Here is a 21,184-nt window from a genome sequence, read left to right as displayed (position 1 = left end):
GAAACCAGGAACTTGCAGCATTCGGTGTCAAGGCCTCAGGCCCTTCGGGCGACTGCGCTGCGCCCGGAGTTGCTGATGACCTTCGGATGTCCAAGCCACTCACACAGGGCTTCCAGGGTGACGAAGGTGTGTTCGATGGCCGCAAAGGGAGCTGGCCGTTGGTTCGGCGGCCCATCCTCAAGCAGCTCCGCCGTCCAGAAGGTGTTGTTACTGCGCTCTCCCGATCGCACAACGCTGCCCATGATCTTTCCATGCAGGAGCAGATCATAGGCCCCCGGGGCGAGCTGGATCAGGCAGTACGTCATGCGGTCCTCTTAGCAGACCTGAGCTGGAGCTCAATCCACTCATAGGCTTTCGCGAAGACCGCCGCACGATCTGGAGCCAGGATCAGGCTCGGGCGCTGCTGCTGCGTATTTCGCGGGATGGTGAGAACGGATTTCACCGCATCGTCAAAGCGCCAAGTGTACTCCTCTGTAGGGTCTGGGCACATCATTTCACTTGAGCCAGCGCGAGATCGAGCCGGTGATCGGCAATCCTGATACGCTCTCGGCTGACGTCGTAGCTCGCTTCAACGGCTTCACCCAGAGGCGTCTGATCGAGGAGTTCACAGACGCGGTCGATGGGCGACTGACCGCCCAAGGCAGTATGGGGTCGATGCCAGTTCCAGTGATGCTGCCACTCCGACAGCTTCGCCTCGATCTCCGGATCCTGGGGATCAACCGTGTCCCAAAACTCCTCTCGATCAGCGCGGTGCGTCCGCTCGACCTTGCCGTTCAGATGGGGCGACCTGGGCGGGATCGGCCGAAACTTGATGGCCCAGTCCATCAGGCGCTGCTGAACCGCCTCGGCAAAGAACTCACGACCGCGATCAGTTTGGATGCGCTGGATCGGGAATGGCATCTCCTCAATCAGGCGCTCCAGAAAATCGAGGGTGTTGGCGCCCGTGGCACGGCTGTAGCCGCCGAGCACCTTGTAGCGGCTGCAATCGTCGATCGCGGTGTACTGATAAACGCCAGGCCTGATCTTGCAGACATCCATCTGGACGCGATCGCCCGGAATAGGACGGCTGTAGTGGCGTGTTCCCTTGCGCCAGCGCCGCGGCCGCTTCAGCACCTGCTCGCGATGTCGGACGAGTGTCCGATGAATGGTGTCGAGCGACAGCGTCAGATCGTGCTGCCGGATCAACTCATTGCGCAGTTGCTTGACCCCGAGCTTTCGCTCCCGGCGAAGCGACAGGATAAGCGCTTCCTGGTCAGCAAATACTTTCTGGGCAGCCAGCCGATGCGGGCGGCGGCTGTGGTCCACCAGGCCCGCCTCGCCATCGGCCTGATAGCGGCGCCACCACTTGCGTAGAGTAGGTCGGGAGATGCCGCAGCGGCGGCAGACCAGCCCAGCATCGCCGGTCTTGGCATAAAGCTCGACCCACGCGAGACGCGCCTTGATCAGATCCATCGCCTTCCCCAGCCCTTAGGCTGTGGATCTGATAGACAGCACTCCTGCGCTGCCTACAGGTCCACAGCAGCAACAGGATCAGCATTGCATCTCAGAGGTGGATCTGACGATCAGAAAGTTGAAACGATGTCGTCGAACCTCACAACTCGATACAGTTTTTTACACGCCACGTCTGCCGGTCATACGCTCCGCTGATCGGCTCGCGATGTAAGCATCCACTGTCACCTCAGCCACACGGCTCATCAATGGAATTTCAGCCATCGCACGGCCTGCCAGAACCTCCTTGGCGGTAACGAAGAACTCCTGCCAGGGCTCCTCATCCTCACAATGGCGCAGCAACAATGCGGTTCGAGCAAGGCGGTCACCCCACTTGGTGGCGTGCTCAGGCAACAGGCTCTCTCGCACGAGGGCAACGCGCTTTGCCCGGGCCATCCGCTTGCCCTCCAGCAACTGCTCGACTGCCGTACCCTCCTCGAACCAGGACTCGAGAAAGCCGAACCTGGCGACCACAGCACGGCTCCTCGCCAGCAGCTCGGCCGTTGAACCAAGCGCGGCCGGATCCGCTTCGGCCTCGAGCAGAGCCAGAAGTCGCTCAAGCGGCAGGGCCTGAGGCTGTAACCCTTGCAGGTCCGCCGTCTCGACAAAATCCAGCAACGCAAACGGCGCCATTGTCCCGGACGCCAGATTCACGGCGAGGGCGTGAGCTGTCGCAAGCCGCACGTACTCCAAGCTGATCGGGAATACTTCCATTCCGCCCGCAACCTGATCCAAAAACTCTTCCATCTCGGCGCGTGTCAGCCCGCGGCGCGCCCAGGCGTCACGGACCCCTACCCCGGCTTTGACCAGCAAACATCCAATCGCCTTCCGACGACCTTCTCGGGCTAGAACAAAGATACTCTGGGCTCCAGCTCCATCAATCCCGGAGGCCAGTGCATCATAGACCTGCGACTGAGGCCAGGACGCGCACTCCACGCCCGTGCGCCGACAGGCCTGAATGGCTCCATCCAAGAGGGGGCGATCAGCCTCGGGCAGCCAATTGCGGAGCACAATCAGGCGCCGGAGCATGCTGCCTGAAACAGCCCCATGGTGAGCCGAGTGCTCGAGGGCGGTGGCCACCGCATGCCGCACCTCAGTCGAGGGGTCGAGCAGCCATCCCAAAACGGCCTCACGGGCGCTGGCCTCACCCGTCTGAAGCAGCGAGACGCCCATTGTGGTGCGGTGCTCTGCCGGGAGGGCCCCTGCCATCTCCAGCATCTGGGCGTGGAGCGCGAACGGGTCGCCGCCGACCTCCTCTACGAGATCGTTGAGGTAAGCATCGAAGTCGCCACCGCTCCGGCCGGCTCCTTGTTGCGGGCTGATCTGCTCGAACAGGTCTGCCATGAGGCGCTGGAGTTCGGCGCCAGGATCAAGCTTGGCGTTCGAAAACTGCATCAGGACCATCATGAGCAGAGTTGGTTCGACCCGGCCGGAGGTTCCCGCCTGCAACAAGGCTCGCCGGATAGCCTCAGCCAGCTCGCGGGCCGATGCTTGTCCGTTCTCCAGGTTCATCCGGATGACCTCCAGCGCCTGGCCGATCATGTAGACGTAGGCGGCGACCAACTGCTCGTTGGGCCGGGCCTTGCGCCCTTCGGTCACGAGCATCTCGATCAGATCGAGAACGGCCTCTGGCTGTGCTTCCAGGACCTGCGATGCGGTCCAACTGTTTGCCCCCGGGTGTCCCGTGGCGACATCAACAGCGACGAGTTTGCCGAGGCGGGCGAGTGTGGTGCGGTCTGTCATGGAATTGCTCAACCGGTTGGGGTCCTGATCAGCGGATTCTAGCCCCATCATCAGTGCCGTCGCGAGTTGTGTGGAAATTCGGGTGGCACGATCTCCGGTATGGACAGGGTACTCGGTCATGCGGCGAGGTCAATCGTCGTCTCCTGGCCCGATGAGATTTTGGGAAGCGTCTTCCAGCCGTCGACTTTGCGCATGGTGATTTGACCGGACGCGAGCAGAGCCCAGAACAGCATGGCGGCGGTGGCATCCGAGGGCAGCACGGTCTGGGTCTTGATCCGCCGCTTGAACTCCTCGTGCAGCCGCTCGATCGCATTCGTCGTCCGGGCCGACTTCCATTGCGAGGGCGGCAGCGTCGTGAACGCAAACAGCGCCTCGCCCGCTTCCTCCAAGCTGTCGGCCACCGCCGGGTGGCGCAGTCGCCACGTGCGCAGAAAGGCCCTGCAGCGCTCCGCAATCTCCTCGAGGCATCGTCAACTTAACGGACTGACGCAGTTCCACCTGCCCTGGGCGGTTGGATCAGAATCCAGCCGCAGCACCTGTGACGTTCGCCCAGGTCATGAAGGCCCGGGCTCGCGCCGTGCGGTGATCAGCGGCGTTGGTGTTTGCGGGGCGGCGAAAGAGGTTCGCGACCTGATCGTGAACCGAGAGCAAACGTTGCGCCTGCCCGGCTGATTTGAAGCGCTTCATGGTGCGCTCACGTCGTCGGGTCGGCTGGTGACTGTTCTCCGCTCGATTGTTCAAGCCACGATGCTGTCGGTGTTCAACCCCCGGCATTACCGCCCGCTTCGCGGCGGCGTAGCTGGCCAGCTTGTCCGTGATCATGACACGAGGAGCAGCGCCCTGCTTCTTGAGCAACTTTCGCAGCAGACGCTTGGCAGCCGTTGCGTTGCGGCGGCTCTGAACCAGGATGTCGAGCACGGCCCCGTGCTGATCGACGGCACGCCAGAGCCAGTGCTTCCGACCCGCGATGCTGATCACGACCTCATCAAGGTGCCATTTGTCTCCGGGTGCCGGGAGGCGGCGACGGATCTGATTGGCAAAGCTCTGGCCGAATTTCAGCGCCCACTGCCGGACAGTCTCGTGGCTGACCTCGATACCGCGAGCCGCCAGCATCTCTTCGACCATGCGCAGGCTGAGTGGGAACCGAAAATACAACCAGATGGCATAGCTGATCACTTCAGCCGGGAACCGGTGGCGGGCATAGCGAGGGTGACGGGCGTTCTTCATCCCTCACCTAGGCCTCTATCCGGTCACCCTACCGTTAACCTGACGGTGCAGAGCGAGGCATCGCTCGCCCCGAACATGGGGCAGGTGCCGGAACGGTCTCGGGAATGTCGCTATCCGAGGCCGACACTCACCGGGTGCGAAGCAGTAGCCTCCTCGTCGTCCTGGATGTCCTCCTGGTCATCTTGGTCATCTTGGTCATCCGGGCCGGGTTGGACGTCAGGTTGAACGTCCTCGTCCTCATTATCCTCATCGACGGCCTGAGCCACTATGATCGGGGCGGTTGCCCGGATCGCGGCCTCATTGACAGGTTGTGCAGTGCCATTGGCGTACAGACCTCCGGCACTGAGGGCTGTGACTCCTAAAAGACCAGCTATGAGCAGCTTCAGCATGACATCTCCTGAGATTGCAGCATGTCGAGCAGTGACCAGGAATGGGACGATTTGATGGTCGACCAAAGACCGTAGCAGAAAGCAGGTCCGTCGCTTTCCAAAGATGTTCGATCAGTTGCCGCCGCAGATGCGAATGCGCTTGATCAGCAGCTCGCCGAAGCGGTTGTAGCGCCGCTTCGCAATCACACGACATTCCCCCATATCGTCAGCAAAACGGTCGACCACGACGGATCTGGAACTGTCGTGATCGATGCATCTGTCGGTCAGCCGATGAGGATACCCGTGATCCTGCCCCGGCAGGGCAGACGGCATGAGGTGGGCCGACTGACAGCAGCAATCACCAGGCGTAATCATCCCCATAGCTGTCGTAGACCGGGGCAGTCTCAAACCGCTTCTTGATGATCGTTCTGCGTACCGTCACTCGGCGGGTATAGGTGTAGTTGGGCTCGTAGCGGCGCACCGGGCGATAAACCACCGGGGCCTCTTCGACATAGCGGTAGCGCACAGGCGCCGGGCGGTAGCCGTAGTCCGGTTGATAGGCCGGATAGCCGTAGGCGGGAGCCGCTTGGGCCTGTGAGGCCAGCAGGCCACCAATGGCCAGACCAACCACACCCGCTGCAATCGCTGCCCCGGCCACATTCCGACGGCTTCGCGCCTCGGCCACACCGGGTGTGAGCGTGCTCAGACCGATGAGAGCAACAGCCGATAAAGCAGCCAGTTTCGTCATTGCCGATCTCCCGAAAGGCGACGATCCTGGTCGCGCCTCCTGTCGCGAATCGTTGTAGGCAATCGCTCCTGAACGGTGCCTAACCCATCGTATTCACCGGAGTCGGCTGGGATGGTTTGATCTGCAGCTCGGGCGTGCCGATCCGCTGCGTTTCTTTCACCGCGGCGAGGTCTGGAACGTGGGGAACGCGTTGGCAGGGACGGGATGGGATGATCGGGGCGATGCCAGCCCCGGCGCTCAGGGCGAGGCGGCCCGGGGCTGGGGTGCAGAGCCCCTGCAAGACGGCGGACGAGATCCGCGTCTGGGCAGCCGGAGGCATAGGCCAGCCGGATGCGGCTGGCGCCTTCCTGCACCCGCACGGCAATCTTGAGCAGGCGCAACCGCAGCGTTGCGAACTCCGCCCGGGCGAGATCGCGAGCGGCTGGGATGGTCTCGCGCACGGACAGCATCAGCCAATAGGCGGCTGTGTGCAGCACGAGGCGGACTTGGTTGGCCACGGCGCGCCGGCACGAGGTTCGGTCGGAGGCGAGCTGCGTCTTGTGGAACTTGATCCAGTTCTCGGCCTGACCCCGGGCACAGTACAGGCTCTCGTAGATGACCCGTGGACTGGTGCCGATCAGGTTGGTGACCACAAACCGGATATCGAGCCCGAGGCGGGTCGCCTCGATGCGAGCGACCACCCGGCGCTCGCCCGACCAGCTCTTGGCCCGGTGCGTCGTCTCGGCAAAGCCACGCACGACCTCGCGATCCTCGACCGCCCGCTGAGTGCGCACCGCATCCGCGGTGTCCTGCACCTTGCTTGTGAGCAGCCTCGTGCCAGCCAGCCCGAAGAGGTAGCTGACGCCGTTCTGCTCGCAGAAGTCCATGGCCTCAGGGCGGGCATAGTGACTGTCGCCCCGGATCGTGAGGCGGGTGAGAGGCCAGCGGGTGCGGATGCGCCGCACGAGACGTCGCAGATGCGCCCGGACCTCACGGCCCGAGGGCGTCTTGCCCGGCCGCAGCACGACGGCAACCGGTCGGCCGGTGGCGCTGTCATAGACATGGATCGGCAGAAAGCAGCGCTCGTCGTAATGCGCATGAACAGTGATAGTTGCTGATGGCCATGGACGACGTCGCAGGTATCGTCGATGTCCAGCACCACGCCGTCCGGCGGGGTCACATAGCTGTCCATCCACTGATCGATCAGAGCATAGCTCAGCCGGATCGCATCGCGCAGGCTCGGGGCGTTCTCCAGGCGTGAGAGGGTTGGCTGCGAGGCCAGATCCGCACCCGTCTCCGGCAAGTGCCCGCAGGCGAGCTTGAACGCCGGATCCGCGCGCAGCGGACCGAAGTCGTTGCAGTCCTCGTAACCGCACGCAATCGCGAAGATGCGGGCGCGGAGCATGTCCGCCACAGCATGCCTGACGCGGGCCGGATCGCGCCGATCCGGAATGAAACGCGCCAGCCGCTCGGCGACGCCCAGCCGGCGCTCGGCCTGGGCCAGGAGCATGACGCCGCCGTCGGACGACAGGCGTCCACCGTCGAACGCGGCGGTGATCTTCTTGCGGCCAACGGCTGGAAACGGAAACGTTGGAGGGGTATCATCCGGCATGGCGGGTGTGGCACGGTGCAATCGGTGGCAGAGATTGGTGTCAGCAACCAAATCCTACGACACGTCAGTCACTTAGGCTACACTCGCCAGCCCTCTCCAGCCACATCATGAATAAGAGCGGCTAGGCCCAATACCGTTGACTTAAGCTGCCGATGGGGTGTGAAGTGACGAGGGGGGTAGCTTGCGGAGGGTTCAGTCATGACCCGACCTCCAGCGCGCCTGCCGGACAGCCCACGGATCAGCGATCTCGTCACACTCGGGGTGCTGACGACGACCGTTCCGGCGGCCTTGATTGACGCTGTGCTGGTCGCGACGCAGCGACAGAGCCAGCGGCATCGACAGCTGCCAGCGCCGTTGGTGGTGTACTATGTGATGGCGCTGGCCTTGTATGCACAGGCCTCCTACGGCGAGGTGTTGCGATGCCTGCTGGAGGGGGTGCGGTGGCTCCGCCTGGGCGGGCTCGACGCGCTGGGGGCGACCAAGTCGGCCATCACCCGTGCGCGGATCCGGCTGGGGGTCACGCCCGTGCGGGAGTTGTTCCAGCGGGTGGCCCATCCCATTGCGGACCCCGGCACGCCCGGAGCGTGGTACCGTGGTCGCCGGTTGGTCAGTGTGGATGGCACGACCATTGATCTTCCGGATACGCCGGAACTGGAGGCCCAGTTCGGCCGCCCTGCCGCCTCGCGGGGCGCCAGCAGCTTCCCGAAGCTGCGCCTGGTGGGGCTGATTGAAACCGGCACCCATGCCATGTTCGCCGTGGCGGTTGGCCGCTACGACACCAGCGAGGTCCGCTTGACGCCGCGCGTGTTGCAGCACTTGCAGCCGAACATGCTGTGTCTGGCTGATCGGGCCTTCGTCGGCTTTGAGCTGTGGCGCTTGGCGGCGGCGACGGGCGCCGACTTGCTCTGGCGGGTGCGCATCAACCACAAACTGCCCTGCCGCCAGCGCCTTTCCGATGGCTCGTATCTGAGCCGGCTTTACGCCTCGCCCAAGCAGCGTCGACACGATGAGGGGGGACAGGTCGTGCGCGTCATCGACTACCGCCTGGAAGGCATCGCGGACGCGGAGCCCCTCTATCGGCTGGTCACCACGCTCCTCGACCCGGCCGTCGCGCCAGCGACGGAGTTGGCAGCGCTGTATCATGAACGGTGGGAGTGCGAGGGGACCTTCGCCGAATTCAAGGTGAGCCTGCCCGGGCAGCGCCTGATGCTGCGCAGTCGCCGGGCGGATCTGGCCGAACAAGAACTCTATGGCTTTCTGCTCGTCCATCTGGCGTTGTGCGGCAGCTGATCCATGCTGCCAGCCGAAAGGCCGGGTGCGACCCGGACACGTTGTCCTTCCTCCACACGGTGCGGATTGTCCGGCGGCATCTCCCGTTTTATGCCGCGTTTTCCCCCTCAGCGACAGCATCAGATGCATGAGATGATCCTGATCGAGATCATCGACACACCGGCCGAGCCCAGTCGAGGTCGCCACAATCCACGTGTGGTGAAACGCAAGATGAGCAACTTCCCGACCAAGGCGCGGGCTGGGCCGCCCCTGACCGCGCCGATCGTCCGCTCCAGCGCGCTTATCCGGATTGTCGCGCCAATGGTGGAGGACACGGTGCTCCTGTCAACGGCTCTCCCGCAGACTGCTTCCAGACCACCAGGCCAAGCCTGCGGCCGCCCTTCATGGCATCAGCACGTTCGCGACTGGAATGTCAGTCGACTGACACGCACGGCGTACTGCCAATCCCATGATCTGGAGGTGTACCGCTTCAACCAGTGGGTCGCCCGGCTGCGCCGGCGTTTGGTACTATAGCTTAAGTCAACGGTATTGCGGCTAGGCCGCGCCGACCCTGTTGGGCCAGCGTAGCGGCCCAGCGGCAGACACTGGCGCGGCTGACCCCCAGCTGCCGGGCGATCTGAGCCTGGGAGAGCCGGCCCCGGCGCAACAGCGTCGCGGCCGCCAGCCGGCGCTCCTCCATCTGCTCCGGCGTCAAATGCGCCGGCCGCCAGACGTTGTCATCCATCGCGCACCTCCTCACGATGACCGACACCGCCCTATGTTACACCCTCTGCGTGAAGATCATTAACATCAGGATGAGAGACGCTATGCTAGGGACAAAACATAGCGAGGCACCCGTGCCTGGGTACTTCAATTATCCAACCGCACCGCAGTTCTCCGCAGCGATCGGCGCGGAGACTTATGGGGAATGGCTGGGCGGCCTACCAGCTAACGATTCCGTATCGCTCTACATCCATATTCCGTTCTGCCGGTCGATGTGCTGGTATTGCGGCTGCCCCCCTACCATCACCCGGCGGGATGCGCCGATCCAAAATTACGTGGCAGCGCTGCGCGATGAGATCCGTTTGGTCTCGGAGCTAACGCCGCAGGCGCTGCCCGTGAGCGACGTACACTTTGGCGGCGGAACGCCGACGCTCCTTGAGCCAAAGGAATTCCTCGCCTTGATGGAGCTTCTGCGCCGACGCTTCGCATTTAGGCAAAAGACCGCCATCGCCGTCGAGATCGATCCGCGCACGTTCACTACGGAGATGGCCGAAGCCTTAGGAGCAGCCGGGGTGAACCGCGCGAGCCTGGGCGTGCAGAGTTTCGACCCCTTTGTTCAAAAAGCGATCAATCGGGTCCAGAGTGTAGAGCAAACGGCGATTGCCGTCGAAAACCTGCGCCAGCAGGGGATAAGCCGCATCAACATTGATCTCATCTACGGTCTTCCCAATCAGACGATGCAGTCCTGCGTCCAGACCGCAACGGTGGCGGTAGCCATGCGCCCTCAGCGGCTTGCCGTGTTTGGCTACGCTCACGCGCCATCCTCTAATAAACATCAGCGCCTCATTGAGAAGGCAGCGCTACCGGACGGCGCTGCTCGCGCCGAACAAGCTGAGGCCGTAGCCGAGACGCTGGTTAGCGCCGGCTATCGACAGATTGGTTCGACCACTTCGCCTTGCCGGACGACGAGCTCGCATTGGCTCAGAAAAGCGGTCGCCTGCGGCGCAACTCCCAAGGTTACTCTGCCGACACCTGCAAAACCCTGATCGCCTTTGGTGCGTCGGCTATCGGGCGTGTTGGAGAGGGTTACGTCGAGAACGAAGCTGCGCTGGAGGCCTATAGTCAGCAAATCGCAGCTGGTCGCTTGGCAACGTCGAAGGGCTATCGTCTCACCGACGAGGACCGCGTCAGAGGCGCAATCATCGAGCGACTGATGTGTGATCTCGAAGCCGACGTACCGACAATCTGTGCCGCCCACGGATTCGATTGGACCCATTTTCCCGATTCAGCTGAGCACTTGGCGATGCTGGCCGACGACGGGATAGTGGACGTCGAGAATGGCTTCATCCGCGTGCGGCATGGCCATCGCATTTTGCTTCGCTCCGTTGCTGCCGCGTTCGACGCTTATCTCGACCACTCGTAGTGAGCCACAGCGAGTCACCATGAGCGGAGGCCTGAGAAGGTCGAATAGGAACTGTTGCAATCCGCTGTGATCGGAAGTCCTTTGTGCACCCCTTATCGCAGCACCGTGATGTTTAGCGCCCTGTACGAGCAATGCGCGACTCTCCGGCATCGCGGGGATATTTGCCGCGCTCGAACGGCCGCTTTGGTTCAGTGCGAACACGAGGAATGGCTCCGGAGTGGTCGGCACGTTCACTTCTATAGGGGAAGATGGCCATCGTACTCTGCTCCGTGACCCTGGGACGTCATCTCCCTTCCGGCGAGCGTCCAACGATACGAATTTCTAGCTGTTAAGGACATCCCATGGCATTCAATATTGCGATCTATCTGAATCGTATTCGCCTTGCTCGAGTGCCGACAACGGTCGACGGTCTTGTTGCCCTTCAGCAGGCTCAAATGCGCGCGATTCCCTTTGAAAACATCGATGTGCTGTTGGGTTATATACCCAATCTGACTGAGAATTCGATCTGGGCCAAACTGATCAATGCTCGGCGAGGGGGGTACTGCTTCGAATTGAACAAGTTGTTTGGCTTGGCGCTAGAAGCACTCGGTTTCACGATCAAGCCCATCCTTGGCAGAGTGCGTATGGGTGCAGTGGAGGGTGGGCCACGCACACATCAGGCATTCATCGTAACCATCGAGGGCGTCGACTGGCTTGCCGACGCTGGCTTCGGTGGTCCAGCACCGATTAAACCGCTGCGGATCGATACAGAGGAACTGCAAGCAGCTGGCCGTGACGTGTTTCGCCTGCGAGCTGATTCCGCCAGCGGAGAACTCGTCGTTGAACGCAAGAACGGGAATGAATGGTTCGCTCTTTATGGCTTCGATCGAGCCACCGCCTTGCCCTCAGATTTCGAGGGTGCGAACTTCATCTGCGCACGCTGGGACCGTTCGCCGTTTCCATCCAGCCTCATGATGAGCGTGCTGACCGCCGAAGGGACTGCGAACTTGTTCAACAAGGATTTCAGCATGATTCGGAACCAAACTGAGGAAACAGAAACACTCAAAACGAAGACCGAACTGCAGCGACTCTTGTCCGATGTTTTTCGGCTGCGACTTCCTCGGTCCACGATTGATTCGTTATAGGAAAAGCTTGGGTCGTGTGGACGGGTATAGGAAAGGAGGCCGTCAGGCCTTGCCACTGCGGCGGTTTTCGGCAGTCGGGCCTTTTTGCAGGCAACGTGTGTGGCATCACTCGAAGCCTCATAAGTAAATGATCCTGTTCCCTCAAGTCCGCTCGCCAGCCGCCAGCGGTGGCAGCCAGTCGGCAGCTCTGGTCAAGATCTCCGGATTGGAAAGGTGAGCGTCGGTTACCGGTGTCGGCAAAAAGCGATTAGGCATACCGGTCGACCCAGCGTCAGGCTGTGCTGCCGCGTCCAGCGTGCGCTGCTCAGCAATCATCTCAAATCAGCTGCTCATTTGGCATCACCCATACTCCGCCGTTGTGTACTCGAATGGTTCAAGGGCGGCCCCGGCCATAAGCGTTGGTTGATACCTTTGGTCGCCTGCGCTCTCTAAGTAGGTCTTCATAAGACTTGCAACGCAAGCACTGCGGGTGTTCCCTGGAGAGCATGCAACACCATGATCACTCTCCCGAAACGTGGCTCGACGAGGCGGATCGCAAGCGGCTTACTGCCGCGCTTTCTGGTGCCCGTGAGGCCCGGGTGTATCGCCGCCTCGAGGCGCTGCTGCTGGTGGCCGAGGGCCATCCCGTCGCCGAGGCGGCCCGCCGCTGCCGGGTCAACCGCTCCAGCGTGCACCGCTGGCTCGTCCAGTACCGAGCCGAGCATGAGGCCACGGCCCTGATCGACCGGCCGCGCAGCGGACGTCCCCGCCGTCAGCCGAGGCTCACGCCGCAGCGGCTGGCGGCGGCCCTGGCGCGCGACCCGCGCCGCTGCGGCTACCAGGCTACGAGCTGGACGGTGCCGCTGCTGGCCCACGACCTGGCCGCGAAGGGCCTCGCGGTCAGCCGCCAGACGCTGCGGCGGCGGCTGCACGAAGCCGGCTATCGTTGGAAGCGGCCGCGCTATGTCTATGTCGCGCGCGCGGCTCACCTGCCGCAGAAAAAGATCTCATGGGCCAGCGACCGCCGAACTGGTGAAGTAAGGCGGTCACCTCACCTCACCCTGGAGGCCGCTCATGTTCTCCTCTCCCTCAGCCGACGCTTCAGTCTCGGACAGCACCCACACGATCTATCTCGCCCTTGAACTCAGCCGCCGCTCCTGGCTGGTGGCGCTGCATGCCCCCGATGCCGCGAAGATCGAGCTGCATCGGCTTCCCGCCGGTGATGGACAGGCGGTGCTCGACCTGCTTGCCCGCATCCGGACCCGCGTGGAACGACGCACCGGCGTGAGCCCACATGTATCGTGCTGCTACGAGGCCGGCCGCGACGGGTTCTGGCTGCACCGCCTTCTCGAGGCGCACGGCGTCAGCAGCCATGTCATGGACCCGAGTTCGCTGCAGGTCGACCGCCGGGCCCGGCGGGCCAAGACGGACCGCCTGGATGCCCAGGCTCTGCTGCGGGCGCTGATGGCCTGGTCCCGCGGCGAGCCGAAGGTCTGCTCCATGGTCCGCCCACCGTCCCCGGACGAGGAGGATGCGCGTCGTCCGAGCCGCGAGCGGGCCACGCTGCTGCAGGAGCGCATTCGCCTGGTCAACCGGATCAAGGGGCTGTGCGCGACGCAAGGGATCGACGACTACGAGCCGCTGCGGCCGGATCGCCGCTCGCGCCTGGCGCAGCTGATCACGGGGGATGGCCGGCCGCTGCCGCCGCGGCTGTCGGCGGAGATCGCGCGTCAGCTCGACTGGCTCGAACTGGTCCTGCGGCACCTGGCCGAGGTCGAGACGAGGCGCGATGCCGACGCGGCGGCGGCACGAGCCGCGTCCTCGTCCAAGCTTGGGACCTTGCTGCATCTGAGGGGGATCGGCTCTGAGATTGCAACTGTCCTCGCCAAGGAGGTGTTCTACCGATGCTTTGCCAGCCGGCGCCACGTGGCTGCCTATGCGGGACTGACCCCCAGCCCGTTTGCGAGCGGCCGCCGCTCGCGCGAGCAAGGGATTACCAAGGCGGGCAACGCCCGCGCCCGCAAGGCGCTGATCGAACTCGCCTGGCTGTGGTTGCGCAACCAGCCTGACAGTGCACTCGCGGTCTGGTTCCGCAGCCGTGTGGGGTCGGCCACCGGGCGGGTCAGACGCATTGCAATTGTGGCGCTCGCCCGTAAGCTGCTGATCCTGTTGTGGCGCTATGTCGAAACAGGCGCCCTGCCAGCCGATGTGGCCGTGAAGCCCTGAACCCGCTTGCGCACTGGCGCGGGAGTGTCAGCGCGTGATGTCTGAGGGGAGTGCGACCGCGTTGTCCCCCCTGGCTGGAACAATGCCGCGAAAAAGAATGGTCGCGCTCACCCCGGAGCCCGTTCCCGACGCATGCGGGATTATGGTCAGGGCTTGGGCCCAACCGGATATAAGGTGATGCGGACGAACGGTTCGCATGAGCGCCATCGGGCTCAGCCTCGGAGGTCACCGCAAACTGTCGAATCCCGCCCTTGAGTAGACGGACAGTGTCGGAGCGAGTTGCCCTCGGGCAGTCTCCAGGATGGCTTGGAGCTTCGGCCGGCCCTCAAGCCCTGCGCCTGCGGCGCACCGCGAAGCGGCTGCGGGACTTGACCGCCCGCCTCGCCCAAGCTGAGAGCCGCCATGCCAGAATGGCAGGCTTTGAACTCGGCTTCCTTTGGTTCGACCCTGTCGGCCAGGTCAAACTCTGACTTCGATCCGGCACACCGCCTGCCAGCGCTTGACGGATCGGCCCATATAAGGGGGGATCACCCGACGCCTGAAGGCGGGCTGGCACAGGAGCGATCGGCTGCTGTGCCTCGACTGGACGCTGCTGCGGCTGTTTCCGCCGCTGCGCGCGACCTGGGCGCTCAAGGGCACGCAGGCCCTCGTGCCGATCACCGGCCGCAATGCCAAGCGGGTGCTGTTCGGGGCGATCGACTTGCAAAGCGCGCGTCGGGTGGTGCTGATCCGCACCCGTGCCGGTCAGGCCGATGCCCAGGCGTTCCTGCGTGCGCTGCGGCGCCGCTACCGCAAGGCTGGCTGGCTCTGGCTGCTCACCGATCGGGCGAGCGCCCACACTGCCCCGCAGACCCAAGCCCTGGCCGACCGGCTGCGCATCCGGTTCGTGTGGTTGCCCCGGCAGGCGCCCGAACTGAGCCCGATGGATCAACTCTGGCGCGAGCTCAAGCGGCTGATCGCGGCCAACCGGCAGGCGGCTTCCATCGATGCTCTGGCCGCCGAGGCCGCAGCCTGGGTGCTGACGCTGACGCCGCAACAAGCGTTCCGCAAGGCCGGCATGCTGTCCAAACGCTTCTGGCTCAGAAAGCTGTTGCATAACTTTTGGCGACCTACTTAGTGCTCGGATGCACATGGTGGGGTAAGATGGAGCGGCTTGGTTAAAGCGCTGCCGGCCGATTCAGTTCCGCAATGCAACGAAATCGGCGCCGTCATCCGTTTCCACCCTGGGCGTCCCTCTCAGCGCTCGAAGTCACTTTCTCAACATGCCCCGCGCGCGTTGTCGGACATACGCCATAGTGATGTCTGTGCAACCTGTTGTTCTAGAGCATCGGACGGTTAAACGGACGCATAGCCAGCAGCTTTGAGGAAGTTCCAGCACTCCTGCGGCTCGAACAGGTTGCAGATGTCACCGAGCGCCCGCCAGAGTGCGTCGAAGGTTCGGGCCTCGGCTTTGCGCAGGTGTGCCTTAATCTTGGCGAAGGCCTGTTCAATCGGATTCAGATCGGGCGAATACGGCGGCAGAAACAGGAACCAGGCGCCTCTTTGCTTCAGGCACTGCGCGGCCTTCTCGCTCTTGTGAGCGACCAGGTTGTCGAGGATCACCACATCCCCTTGGCACAACGTCGGCGCGAGTTGCGTCTCGATATAAGCCTCGAACGCCAACCGGGTGATCGGACCATCGATGATCCACGGCGCACTCAGTTCGCTGCACCGCAGCCCGGCCAAAAAGGTATGGGTTTGCCAATGGCCGAAGGGAGCCTTCATGCGCAGCCGCTGGCCTTTGCGAGAGCGCCCACGCAGGCGGGTCATCTTGGTGTTGACGTAGGTCTCATCAAGAAAGATCAAGCGGTGCGGCTGCTCGCGCATGCGCGGCTGGCGCTGGGCGTGCCAGACTTGGCGCTCATCCCGCACGTCGGCGCGTGCGCACTCGGCCGCCATCAGGGCTTTTTTTATAGCTGAAGCCGCGCCGGCACAGATAGCGCGAGAGCATCGCCGGAGCCGCCACCACTCCGTGTTCCTCCAGCAGCCGTGCGGCGAGCTCAGGCATGGTAATGGCCGGCTCGGCCTCAACCGTCTGGATCAGAAAGCTCTCATAAGGCACCAGCTTGCCGCCTCCGGGCGGACGGCCCTGACGGGCTGGCGCCGGCGAGCCGGTGTCCCGCGTGCGCCGCACGAGCTTGATGGCGAAGCTCTCGCTGACGTCAAAGTGCCCTGCCGCCGCCCGGCAGGAATGGCCCGCCTCGACAAAGTCGGCCACCCGCACCCGAAGATCGAGAGAATAGCAGTGACCCATGATCCACCTCCCGTTCCAGAGAGTGAATCACAGATCGCACCAGGCCAAAACCCCGGGAGTCGGATTTCCAGTCCGGTGCTCTAACGTGGCTTTTCTGTTGGCGTGCTACTTGCTTCCTAGCTCGCAGTTGAATTTCGGAGCCAGGAGAAACGATGGGAATAACGACAGAAAGGGCCATTGCCCCAGTGAAATTTGCCTCAGTTCCAAGCTGTCGACCCGATGCCAGCGCCATTTCATTACGCGGAGTGAACTCCGTCGGATTCGCCTTAGGCAACCCGAACTGTGGGGAAGGCCAGGTGCTCCATATGAAGGTTCCACTGGCGTCGAGCACACCGACCAGGAAAAGCTGGGGCGGCGTTGGTCGCCTCAGCCGCAGTCCCGGACGGGAGATCGGTACGGCTCCGTTGGGCGCGGACAGGATAAGCGAAGCCCATGCCGCTGATCGCTAAGGTTCGCCAGAGTCGGTTTGTAATCCCGGAGCCTAGATGCGCGTGAATAGACAAGCGCCTGAGAAGCGTACGACCCTGCTTCAGCTTGGTCACGATAAGCTCGATGTCCATTCAATCTTCTACACCATTCAAGGTGAGGGACCGTTCTGCGGCACCCCCGCGGTCTTTGTCAGGCTAGCCGGCTGCAACCTGCAGTGCCCCGCATGCGATACTAATTACACGTCAGGACGACGCTGGATGGGCACCGACGAAATCTGCGATGAGATCCAACAAGCCTACCGGGATTCGCTGCCGTTATCCAACAACATCGATGAACTCGTCGAGGGCACAACCGACAACTTCCCGATCAAGAGGTTCACCGGACTTGTCGTCATCACAGGCGGCGAGCCGTTGCGACAGCAAATCGAAGTGCTGGTGCTCAAACTCATTCAGCGTTTCGGTTGCTATGTGCAGGTCGAAACGAACGGTTTGCTGCCTCCTCCACCGCTCAACATCATCAACAAGAACACTGCTGATTGCGAGGGTCTATACATCGTGTGCAGTCCAAAGTCGGGCAAAATCAACCCGGTTACAGCTGAGCGAGCGTGTTGCTTCAAATACGTGATAGCTGCGCACAGCGTCGACGAAAACGACGGGCTGCCGGTGTACGCGCTTGACAATAGCCTCGGCAAACTGCGCGTTGCGCGACCTCCAGTGAATTACACGGGCACAATATACCTGCAGCCGATGGACGAGCAGAACCCGCAGCTCAATGAGCGTCACCTGCAAGCGTGTGTGCGGTCGTGCATGCAATACGGTTACAGGCTGCAACTTCAAGTTCACAAGATCCTTCGTATGGAGTAACTCTGATGAATATCCTTGTCGTTCTTTCTGGCGGGCAAGACTCCACAACCTGCCTTTTCTGGGCTCGCGGCTTGCTCACCGATAAAGGTGACGCGTTGCATGCTGTAACGTTTGATTATGGCCAGCGGCATCGAATCGAGATCGAAGCCGCACGCAAGATTGCCGGCATGGCAAACGTGGACTCGCACGAAGTGATCGAAGTTCCAAACTACCTGCAGTCGGCGTCCCCATTGACTAGCGAAAACGAACTTGAGAGATACGAAAGCTACGCGCAGATGGACCGCGTCATCGGTAGCCGCGTCGAGCTGACATTCGTTCCCATGCGCAATACCCTTTTTCTCACTATCGCTGCGAATCGCGCAGTCGCGCTCGGATGCAACCACATCGTCACCGGGATAAGCGAGCAGGACAATGCAAATTACCCTGACTGTCGTCAGTTGTTCCTGTCGCAGATGGAAGAGGCAATCAACCAGTCGCTCGGGCGCCACATGGAAGAACGAATTAAGATACTCGCGCCCCTCCTAAACCTGAGCAAAGCGCAGTCGATCGCCCTAGCCATGGAGCTTGCCGGTTGTATTGAAGCGCTGGCATACAGCCACACCAGCTATGACGGAAAATACCCGCCAACAGACATGAATCACTCAAACGTCTTGCGAGCCCAAGGATTTCTTGAAGCTGGAGTTCCCGACCCGTTGGTTGTGCGCGCGTGGCGTGAGGGACGCATGGAGTTGCCTACAACGGCGAACTATGCATCGCTGCGTGGTGACGCATGAGCTGGCAGGCGAAGCGCTACCACGACATCAGTTGCGGACACCGCGTCGTTGGGCATGAAGGCAAGTGCGGGCATTTGCACGGGCATAACTACCGTGTGCATTTCACCTGCGAAGCAGATGAGCTCGACAACTTGGGGCGCGTCATCGACTTCAGCGAGATAAAGAGCAAGCTCTGTATGTGGCTGGAAGAGAATTGGGACCATAAGATGCTGCTGTGGGAGCATGACCCGGTTGCGAATGTGTTGATCGACAACACAACCGGAACCGGTGACGGGACGACGCTCGGCGATGGCATCGTGCTGGTCCCGTTCAATCCAACTGCTGAAAATATTGCACAGCATCTTGTGCTCGTGGTGGGGCCGCAACAGCTCAAAGGCACAGGCATCAAGCTGCGACATTGCGAAGTCGAGGAAACGCGCAAGTGCTCCGCCGTGTACACCCTACGGCCTCAAAAGAACGATTTCGGGCAGATTGAGAGATAATGATCAAGAAAAAACGGCACCGTCAGGTTAACTTCTGAGTGATGGTATGCTGGCATAGACGAAGTATGACCTCGACACGTCCCTCTCGCTACGCCCGCCACCGTTTTCCTGCGGAAGTAATCAGCTACGCCATCTGGCTGTATTTTCGATTTCCCCTTAGCCCGAGGATGGTCGAGGAGATGCTGGCTGCCCGCGGCATCCTGGTCAGCCATGAGACGGTGCGGCAGTGGGCGCTGAAGTTCGGCCAGGGTTTTGCCAATCAGATCCACCGCCGTCTTCCGGCAGCGGGTGACAAGTGGCACCTCGACGAGGTGGTGATCAGCATCGCAGGCCGAAAGCACTGGCTCTGGCGAGCGGTCGACCAATATGGGATTGTGCTCGATATTTTGGTCCAGAGCCGCCGCAATGCAAAAGCAGCCAAGCGGCTGTTGCGCAAGCTGCTCAAGAAGCAAGGCATCGCACCGCGCGTGATGATCACTGACAAACTCGCGAGCTATGGTGCCGCAAAACGAGAGATCATGCCGGGCGTCGAGCATCGGCAGCATAAGGGTTTAAACAATCGCGCGGAAAAGCAGTCATCAGCCCACCCGACGACGGGAGCGGATCATGAAGCGCTTCAAGTCAGCCGGTCAGGCCCAGCGCTTCCTCTCCGCTCACGATCAGGTTGCAAACCTCTTCCGTCGTCCCGCCAACATCCATGCCGCCGATCATCGCAAATCCCGAGCACAGGCATTTATGACTTGGGCTGAGGTGACTGGTGTCGCTGCCGGTATCTGATCTGACGATCCGGGACGGGCAGACCTAACTCAACTTGTTAAGTTGACGATACCTCGGCACTCGAGACCCTCGCCGGTGCTGAGGCGGCGGAATTCTTCCGCGTTGAAGGACGCCCAACGCTGCATCATAGCCGCTTCTCCGCCAGCGATAGGAAGCTGCTCGATCGGCATGTTGAGATGGAACTCGGAGGCACGCGGAGTTTCGGAGGGCGCGTTATTGTTGGCACGCAAACCTTAGAACAATCCTTGGATATCGACGCGGATTTCCTGATTACAGACCTCTGTCCCGTCGATGTCCTCCTCCAGAGACTTGGTCGCCTCCATCGCAACGGGCGGAACAAGCGGCCGCACGGGTTTTCGATCCTCCAAGCTGTCATCGTTGTCCCTTCACGCCGAGACCTGACCCCGCTTGTCAAAGCGCCGAGAAACGGGCTCGGAACCAGCAAGCAGGGTGGGATTTATGAGGACCTCTTCGCGATCGAGGCAACATGGCGCCTGATTGAGGACAATCCCGAGTGGCATATCCCTGCGATGAATCGCTACTTGGTGGAGGCTGTCACTCACCCCGACAAGCGAGCCGAGCTTGAGGCAGAGCTTTGTGGCAAGGCAGCCTGGGCTGAGCACCGCGGCCGGATCATCGGATTATGGAGGGGGCGGAGCCCTCCGTCCGGATCAAGCGACCACGCTGCCTCATCGTAGTGGACGTCAAAGTAGTAACGCGGCATGAAAGCAAACCCCGTTGGACTGAAAAGCAAGGGGCCGCTGTTCTCCAAGGGTCCGAGGTGCAGAGCAGTGCGGCTCTGTTCTAGGAAGTGGCTGGACGCGGCTCTGATTGTGAGGCAGGGGCATTATACGAAAGGCTAAGGCCTCGCAAGATCATGTCGCAAATGAAATCGATTTCATTCCATTTATTTCAAAATGGGCGACTTGGTAGCGTCAGCCCCTGAGGCAGAACCTCGCTTGGCTCTCGTCCGGGCAGGCTTCTTGCGGCCGCCATTCACGCGTGCCTTGAGAACAGGCGAGGCGCTGAACATGATGGATTGGCGTGGCTCAATCGGCACCTCAACTCCTGTTTTCGGATTCCGTCCTACCCGCCTGGCCTTATCGCGCACATGGAAGATGCCAAACCCCGACAGCTTCACACTCTCGCCCGTGACAAGAGCATCGCACATCTCGCCGAGAACCTGCGAGACCAGGTCCATGGCCTCAGCTCGGGAGATGCCAACCTTCTGGCAAACGGCATCAGCGAGGTCAGTCCGGATCACATTCTTGCCCACCATCGCCACACTCCAGCTGCGCTAAAGAAACGGGCTGCCGTTGCCAGCAGCCCGAGTTTGGGAGGATGCCCTCTTCTCAGAGGAGCGACGCCGCGGATGCACAAGGGGGAGAGCGGGTCGCGCAAGCTCCTTACCGCTGGGAGCTCTCAATTGAAATCCCCTGTCATCCATGTAATCGATTGCGGCCGCTTATCGTTAGCTGAGCCGTTTTCGCGGCGTTCGAGACCGCTGGGCGCCGAGGTCGGCCCTCGACCGCCCTCACCGTTGCCAGCCGCGGCCGCCAGACCCAGCGGCCGGCACCAGGCCCGTGCGCGCTGACCCGGGCGGCTGTACCAAATGATTGCGGGACACTCCCTTCTCCGATAGACTAAGTCCGTTAAAC

General features: G+C 62.0%; 19 protein-coding genes and 6 pseudogenes. 14 read left to right on the top strand and 11 right to left on the bottom strand.

The genetic code is table 11. The annotated features are described in order from the left end of the window. Positions 1–35: 35 nt before the first annotated feature. From U0023_RS29180 to U0023_RS29145, 8 genes and pseudogenes are all read right to left on the bottom strand, one after another. Positions 36–305, bottom strand: coding sequence for a hypothetical protein (locus U0023_RS29180; RefSeq protein ID WP_009489199.1), 270 nt, complete (start codon positions 303–305; stop codon positions 36–38). 184 nt (positions 306–489) lie between these two features. Continuing rightward, on the bottom strand, positions 490–1,452 hold the full coding sequence (locus tag U0023_RS29175) for an IS481 family transposase (RefSeq protein ID WP_009489201.1): 963 nt from the start codon (positions 1,450–1,452) through the stop codon (positions 490–492). Between the two features lie 159 nt (positions 1,453–1,611). Next, a complete protein-coding gene (locus U0023_RS29170) occupies positions 1,612–3,231 on the bottom strand; it encodes a hypothetical protein (protein ID WP_154660902.1) in 1,620 nt (539 codons plus the stop codon). Positions 3,232–3,347: 116 nt separating this feature from the next. Beyond that, positions 3,348–3,689: pseudogene (locus U0023_RS29165) on the bottom strand (transposase); the annotation flags it as partial. A gap of 58 nt (positions 3,690–3,747) precedes the next feature. Further along, a complete protein-coding gene (locus tag U0023_RS29160; RefSeq protein WP_009489204.1) occupies positions 3,748–4,458 on the bottom strand; it encodes an IS6 family transposase in 711 nt (236 codons plus the stop codon). Positions 4,459–4,568: 110 nt separating this feature from the next. After that, complete coding sequence (locus tag U0023_RS29155; protein ID WP_009489205.1) at positions 4,569–4,847, bottom strand: hypothetical protein; 279 nt, start codon at positions 4,845–4,847, stop codon at positions 4,569–4,571. Between the two features lie 337 nt (positions 4,848–5,184). Beyond that, positions 5,185–5,574 (bottom strand): hypothetical protein, encoded by a 390-nt coding sequence (locus tag U0023_RS29150; protein ID WP_009489207.1) that lies wholly within the window; start codon positions 5,572–5,574, stop codon positions 5,185–5,187. 254 nt (positions 5,575–5,828) lie between these two features. Then, positions 5,829–7,165 (bottom strand): annotated as a pseudogene (locus U0023_RS29145) (IS1380 family transposase); the annotation flags it as partial. A 198-nt stretch (positions 7,166–7,363) separates the two neighbouring features. Between U0023_RS29145 and U0023_RS29140 the strand changes: the two are divergent. Both U0023_RS29140 and tnpA read left to right on the top strand, forming a co-directional pair. After that, a pseudogene (locus U0023_RS29140) lies at positions 7,364–8,586 on the top strand (IS4 family transposase). Continuing rightward, positions 8,579–8,968, top strand: coding sequence for an IS66 family insertion sequence element accessory protein TnpA (gene tnpA, locus U0023_RS29135; RefSeq protein ID WP_009495338.1), 390 nt, complete (start codon positions 8,579–8,581; stop codon positions 8,966–8,968). Before U0023_RS29140 ends, tnpA begins: the two are co-directional and overlap by 8 nt. Position 8,969: 1 nt before the next feature. Here tnpA and U0023_RS29130 read toward each other — a convergent pair whose 3' ends face one another. Then, positions 8,970–9,179 carry a helix-turn-helix domain-containing protein gene (locus tag U0023_RS29130; RefSeq protein ID WP_009495337.1) on the bottom strand — a complete coding sequence of 70 codons (210 nt, stop codon included), beginning with the start codon at positions 9,177–9,179 and terminating at the stop codon, positions 8,970–8,972. Between the two features lie 82 nt (positions 9,180–9,261). Here U0023_RS29130 and hemN point away from each other — a divergent pair. The 6 genes and pseudogenes from hemN (at position 9,262) to U0023_RS29100 (ending at position 15,026) form a co-directional block, all read left to right on the top strand. Beyond that, positions 9,262–10,580: pseudogene (gene hemN / locus U0023_RS29125) on the top strand (oxygen-independent coproporphyrinogen III oxidase). A 341-nt stretch (positions 10,581–10,921) separates the two neighbouring features. Continuing rightward, complete coding sequence (locus U0023_RS29120) at positions 10,922–11,704, top strand: arylamine N-acetyltransferase family protein (RefSeq protein ID WP_009495334.1); 783 nt, start codon at positions 10,922–10,924, stop codon at positions 11,702–11,704. A 485-nt stretch (positions 11,705–12,189) separates the two neighbouring features. After that, positions 12,190–12,825: a helix-turn-helix domain-containing protein gene (locus tag U0023_RS29115; protein ID WP_245272843.1), complete on the top strand. Its 636-nt coding sequence runs from the start codon at positions 12,190–12,192 to the stop codon at positions 12,823–12,825. Then, positions 12,758–13,909: an IS110 family RNA-guided transposase gene (locus U0023_RS29110; RefSeq protein WP_009489212.1), complete on the top strand. Its 1,152-nt coding sequence runs from the start codon at positions 12,758–12,760 to the stop codon at positions 13,907–13,909. Before U0023_RS29115 ends, U0023_RS29110 begins: the two co-directional genes overlap by 68 nt. Positions 13,910–14,175: 266 nt before the next feature. After that, a complete protein-coding gene (locus U0023_RS29105) occupies positions 14,176–14,379 on the top strand; it encodes a hypothetical protein (protein ID WP_154660886.1) in 204 nt (67 codons plus the stop codon). 56 nt (positions 14,380–14,435) lie between these two features. Continuing rightward, positions 14,436–15,026, top strand: coding sequence for a transposase (locus U0023_RS29100; protein ID WP_322883855.1), 591 nt, complete (start codon positions 14,436–14,438; stop codon positions 15,024–15,026). Between the two features lie 218 nt (positions 15,027–15,244). On the opposite strand, the gene U0023_RS29095 is transcribed toward U0023_RS29100, so the two are convergent. Next, positions 15,245–16,202, bottom strand: a protein-coding gene (locus U0023_RS29095) for an IS630 family transposase (RefSeq protein WP_245273188.1) whose coding sequence is annotated in 2 segments (ribosomal slippage) — positions 15,245–15,850 and positions 15,852–16,202 — 957 coding nt in all. Because the reading frame shifts where the segments join, the coding sequence is not laid out codon by codon here. 485 nt (positions 16,203–16,687) lie between these two features. Between U0023_RS29095 and U0023_RS35775 the strand changes: the two are divergent. The 6 genes and pseudogenes from U0023_RS35775 to U0023_RS29070 form a co-directional block, all read left to right on the top strand. Continuing rightward, positions 16,688–16,868: pseudogene (locus tag U0023_RS35775) on the top strand (hypothetical protein); the annotation flags it as partial. Between the two features lie 20 nt (positions 16,869–16,888). Continuing rightward, the gene (locus U0023_RS29090) at positions 16,889–17,494 is read left to right on the top strand and encodes a hypothetical protein (RefSeq protein ID WP_052600739.1); all 606 of its coding nucleotides are present in this window, start codon (positions 16,889–16,891) and stop codon (positions 17,492–17,494) included. Positions 17,495–17,499: 5 nt separating this feature from the next. Beyond that, positions 17,500–18,267 (top strand): 7-cyano-7-deazaguanine synthase QueC, encoded by a 768-nt coding sequence (queC, locus tag U0023_RS29085; RefSeq protein ID WP_009495328.1) that lies wholly within the window; start codon positions 17,500–17,502, stop codon positions 18,265–18,267. After that, positions 18,264–18,749, top strand: a complete 486-nt coding sequence (locus tag U0023_RS29080) for a 6-pyruvoyl trahydropterin synthase family protein (RefSeq protein WP_009495327.1) — start codon at positions 18,264–18,266, stop codon at positions 18,747–18,749. The genes queC and U0023_RS29080 overlap by 4 nt, the downstream gene beginning before the upstream one ends. A 65-nt stretch (positions 18,750–18,814) precedes the next feature. Then, positions 18,815–19,526, top strand: a pseudogene (locus tag U0023_RS29075) (IS6 family transposase). Between the two features lie 119 nt (positions 19,527–19,645). Beyond that, entirely contained in the window at positions 19,646–20,224 is a 579-nt protein-coding gene (locus tag U0023_RS29070; RefSeq protein ID WP_407667439.1) for a hypothetical protein, read from the top strand. 209 nt (positions 20,225–20,433) lie between these two features. Here the strand turns inward: U0023_RS29070 and U0023_RS29065 are convergent, their stop codons facing one another. Continuing rightward, positions 20,434–20,805: an integration host factor subunit alpha gene (locus U0023_RS29065; RefSeq protein WP_009495323.1), complete on the bottom strand. Its 372-nt coding sequence runs from the start codon at positions 20,803–20,805 to the stop codon at positions 20,434–20,436. Positions 20,806–21,184 lie beyond the last annotated feature (379 nt).

The sequence above is a fragment of the Microvirga lotononidis genome, from assembly GCF_034627025.1.
Classification (GTDB): domain Bacteria; phylum Pseudomonadota; class Alphaproteobacteria; order Rhizobiales; family Beijerinckiaceae; genus Microvirga; species Microvirga lotononidis.
Note: the sequence above shows the minus strand (reverse complement) of the source record. Positions and strands in the feature narration are given on the sequence as shown.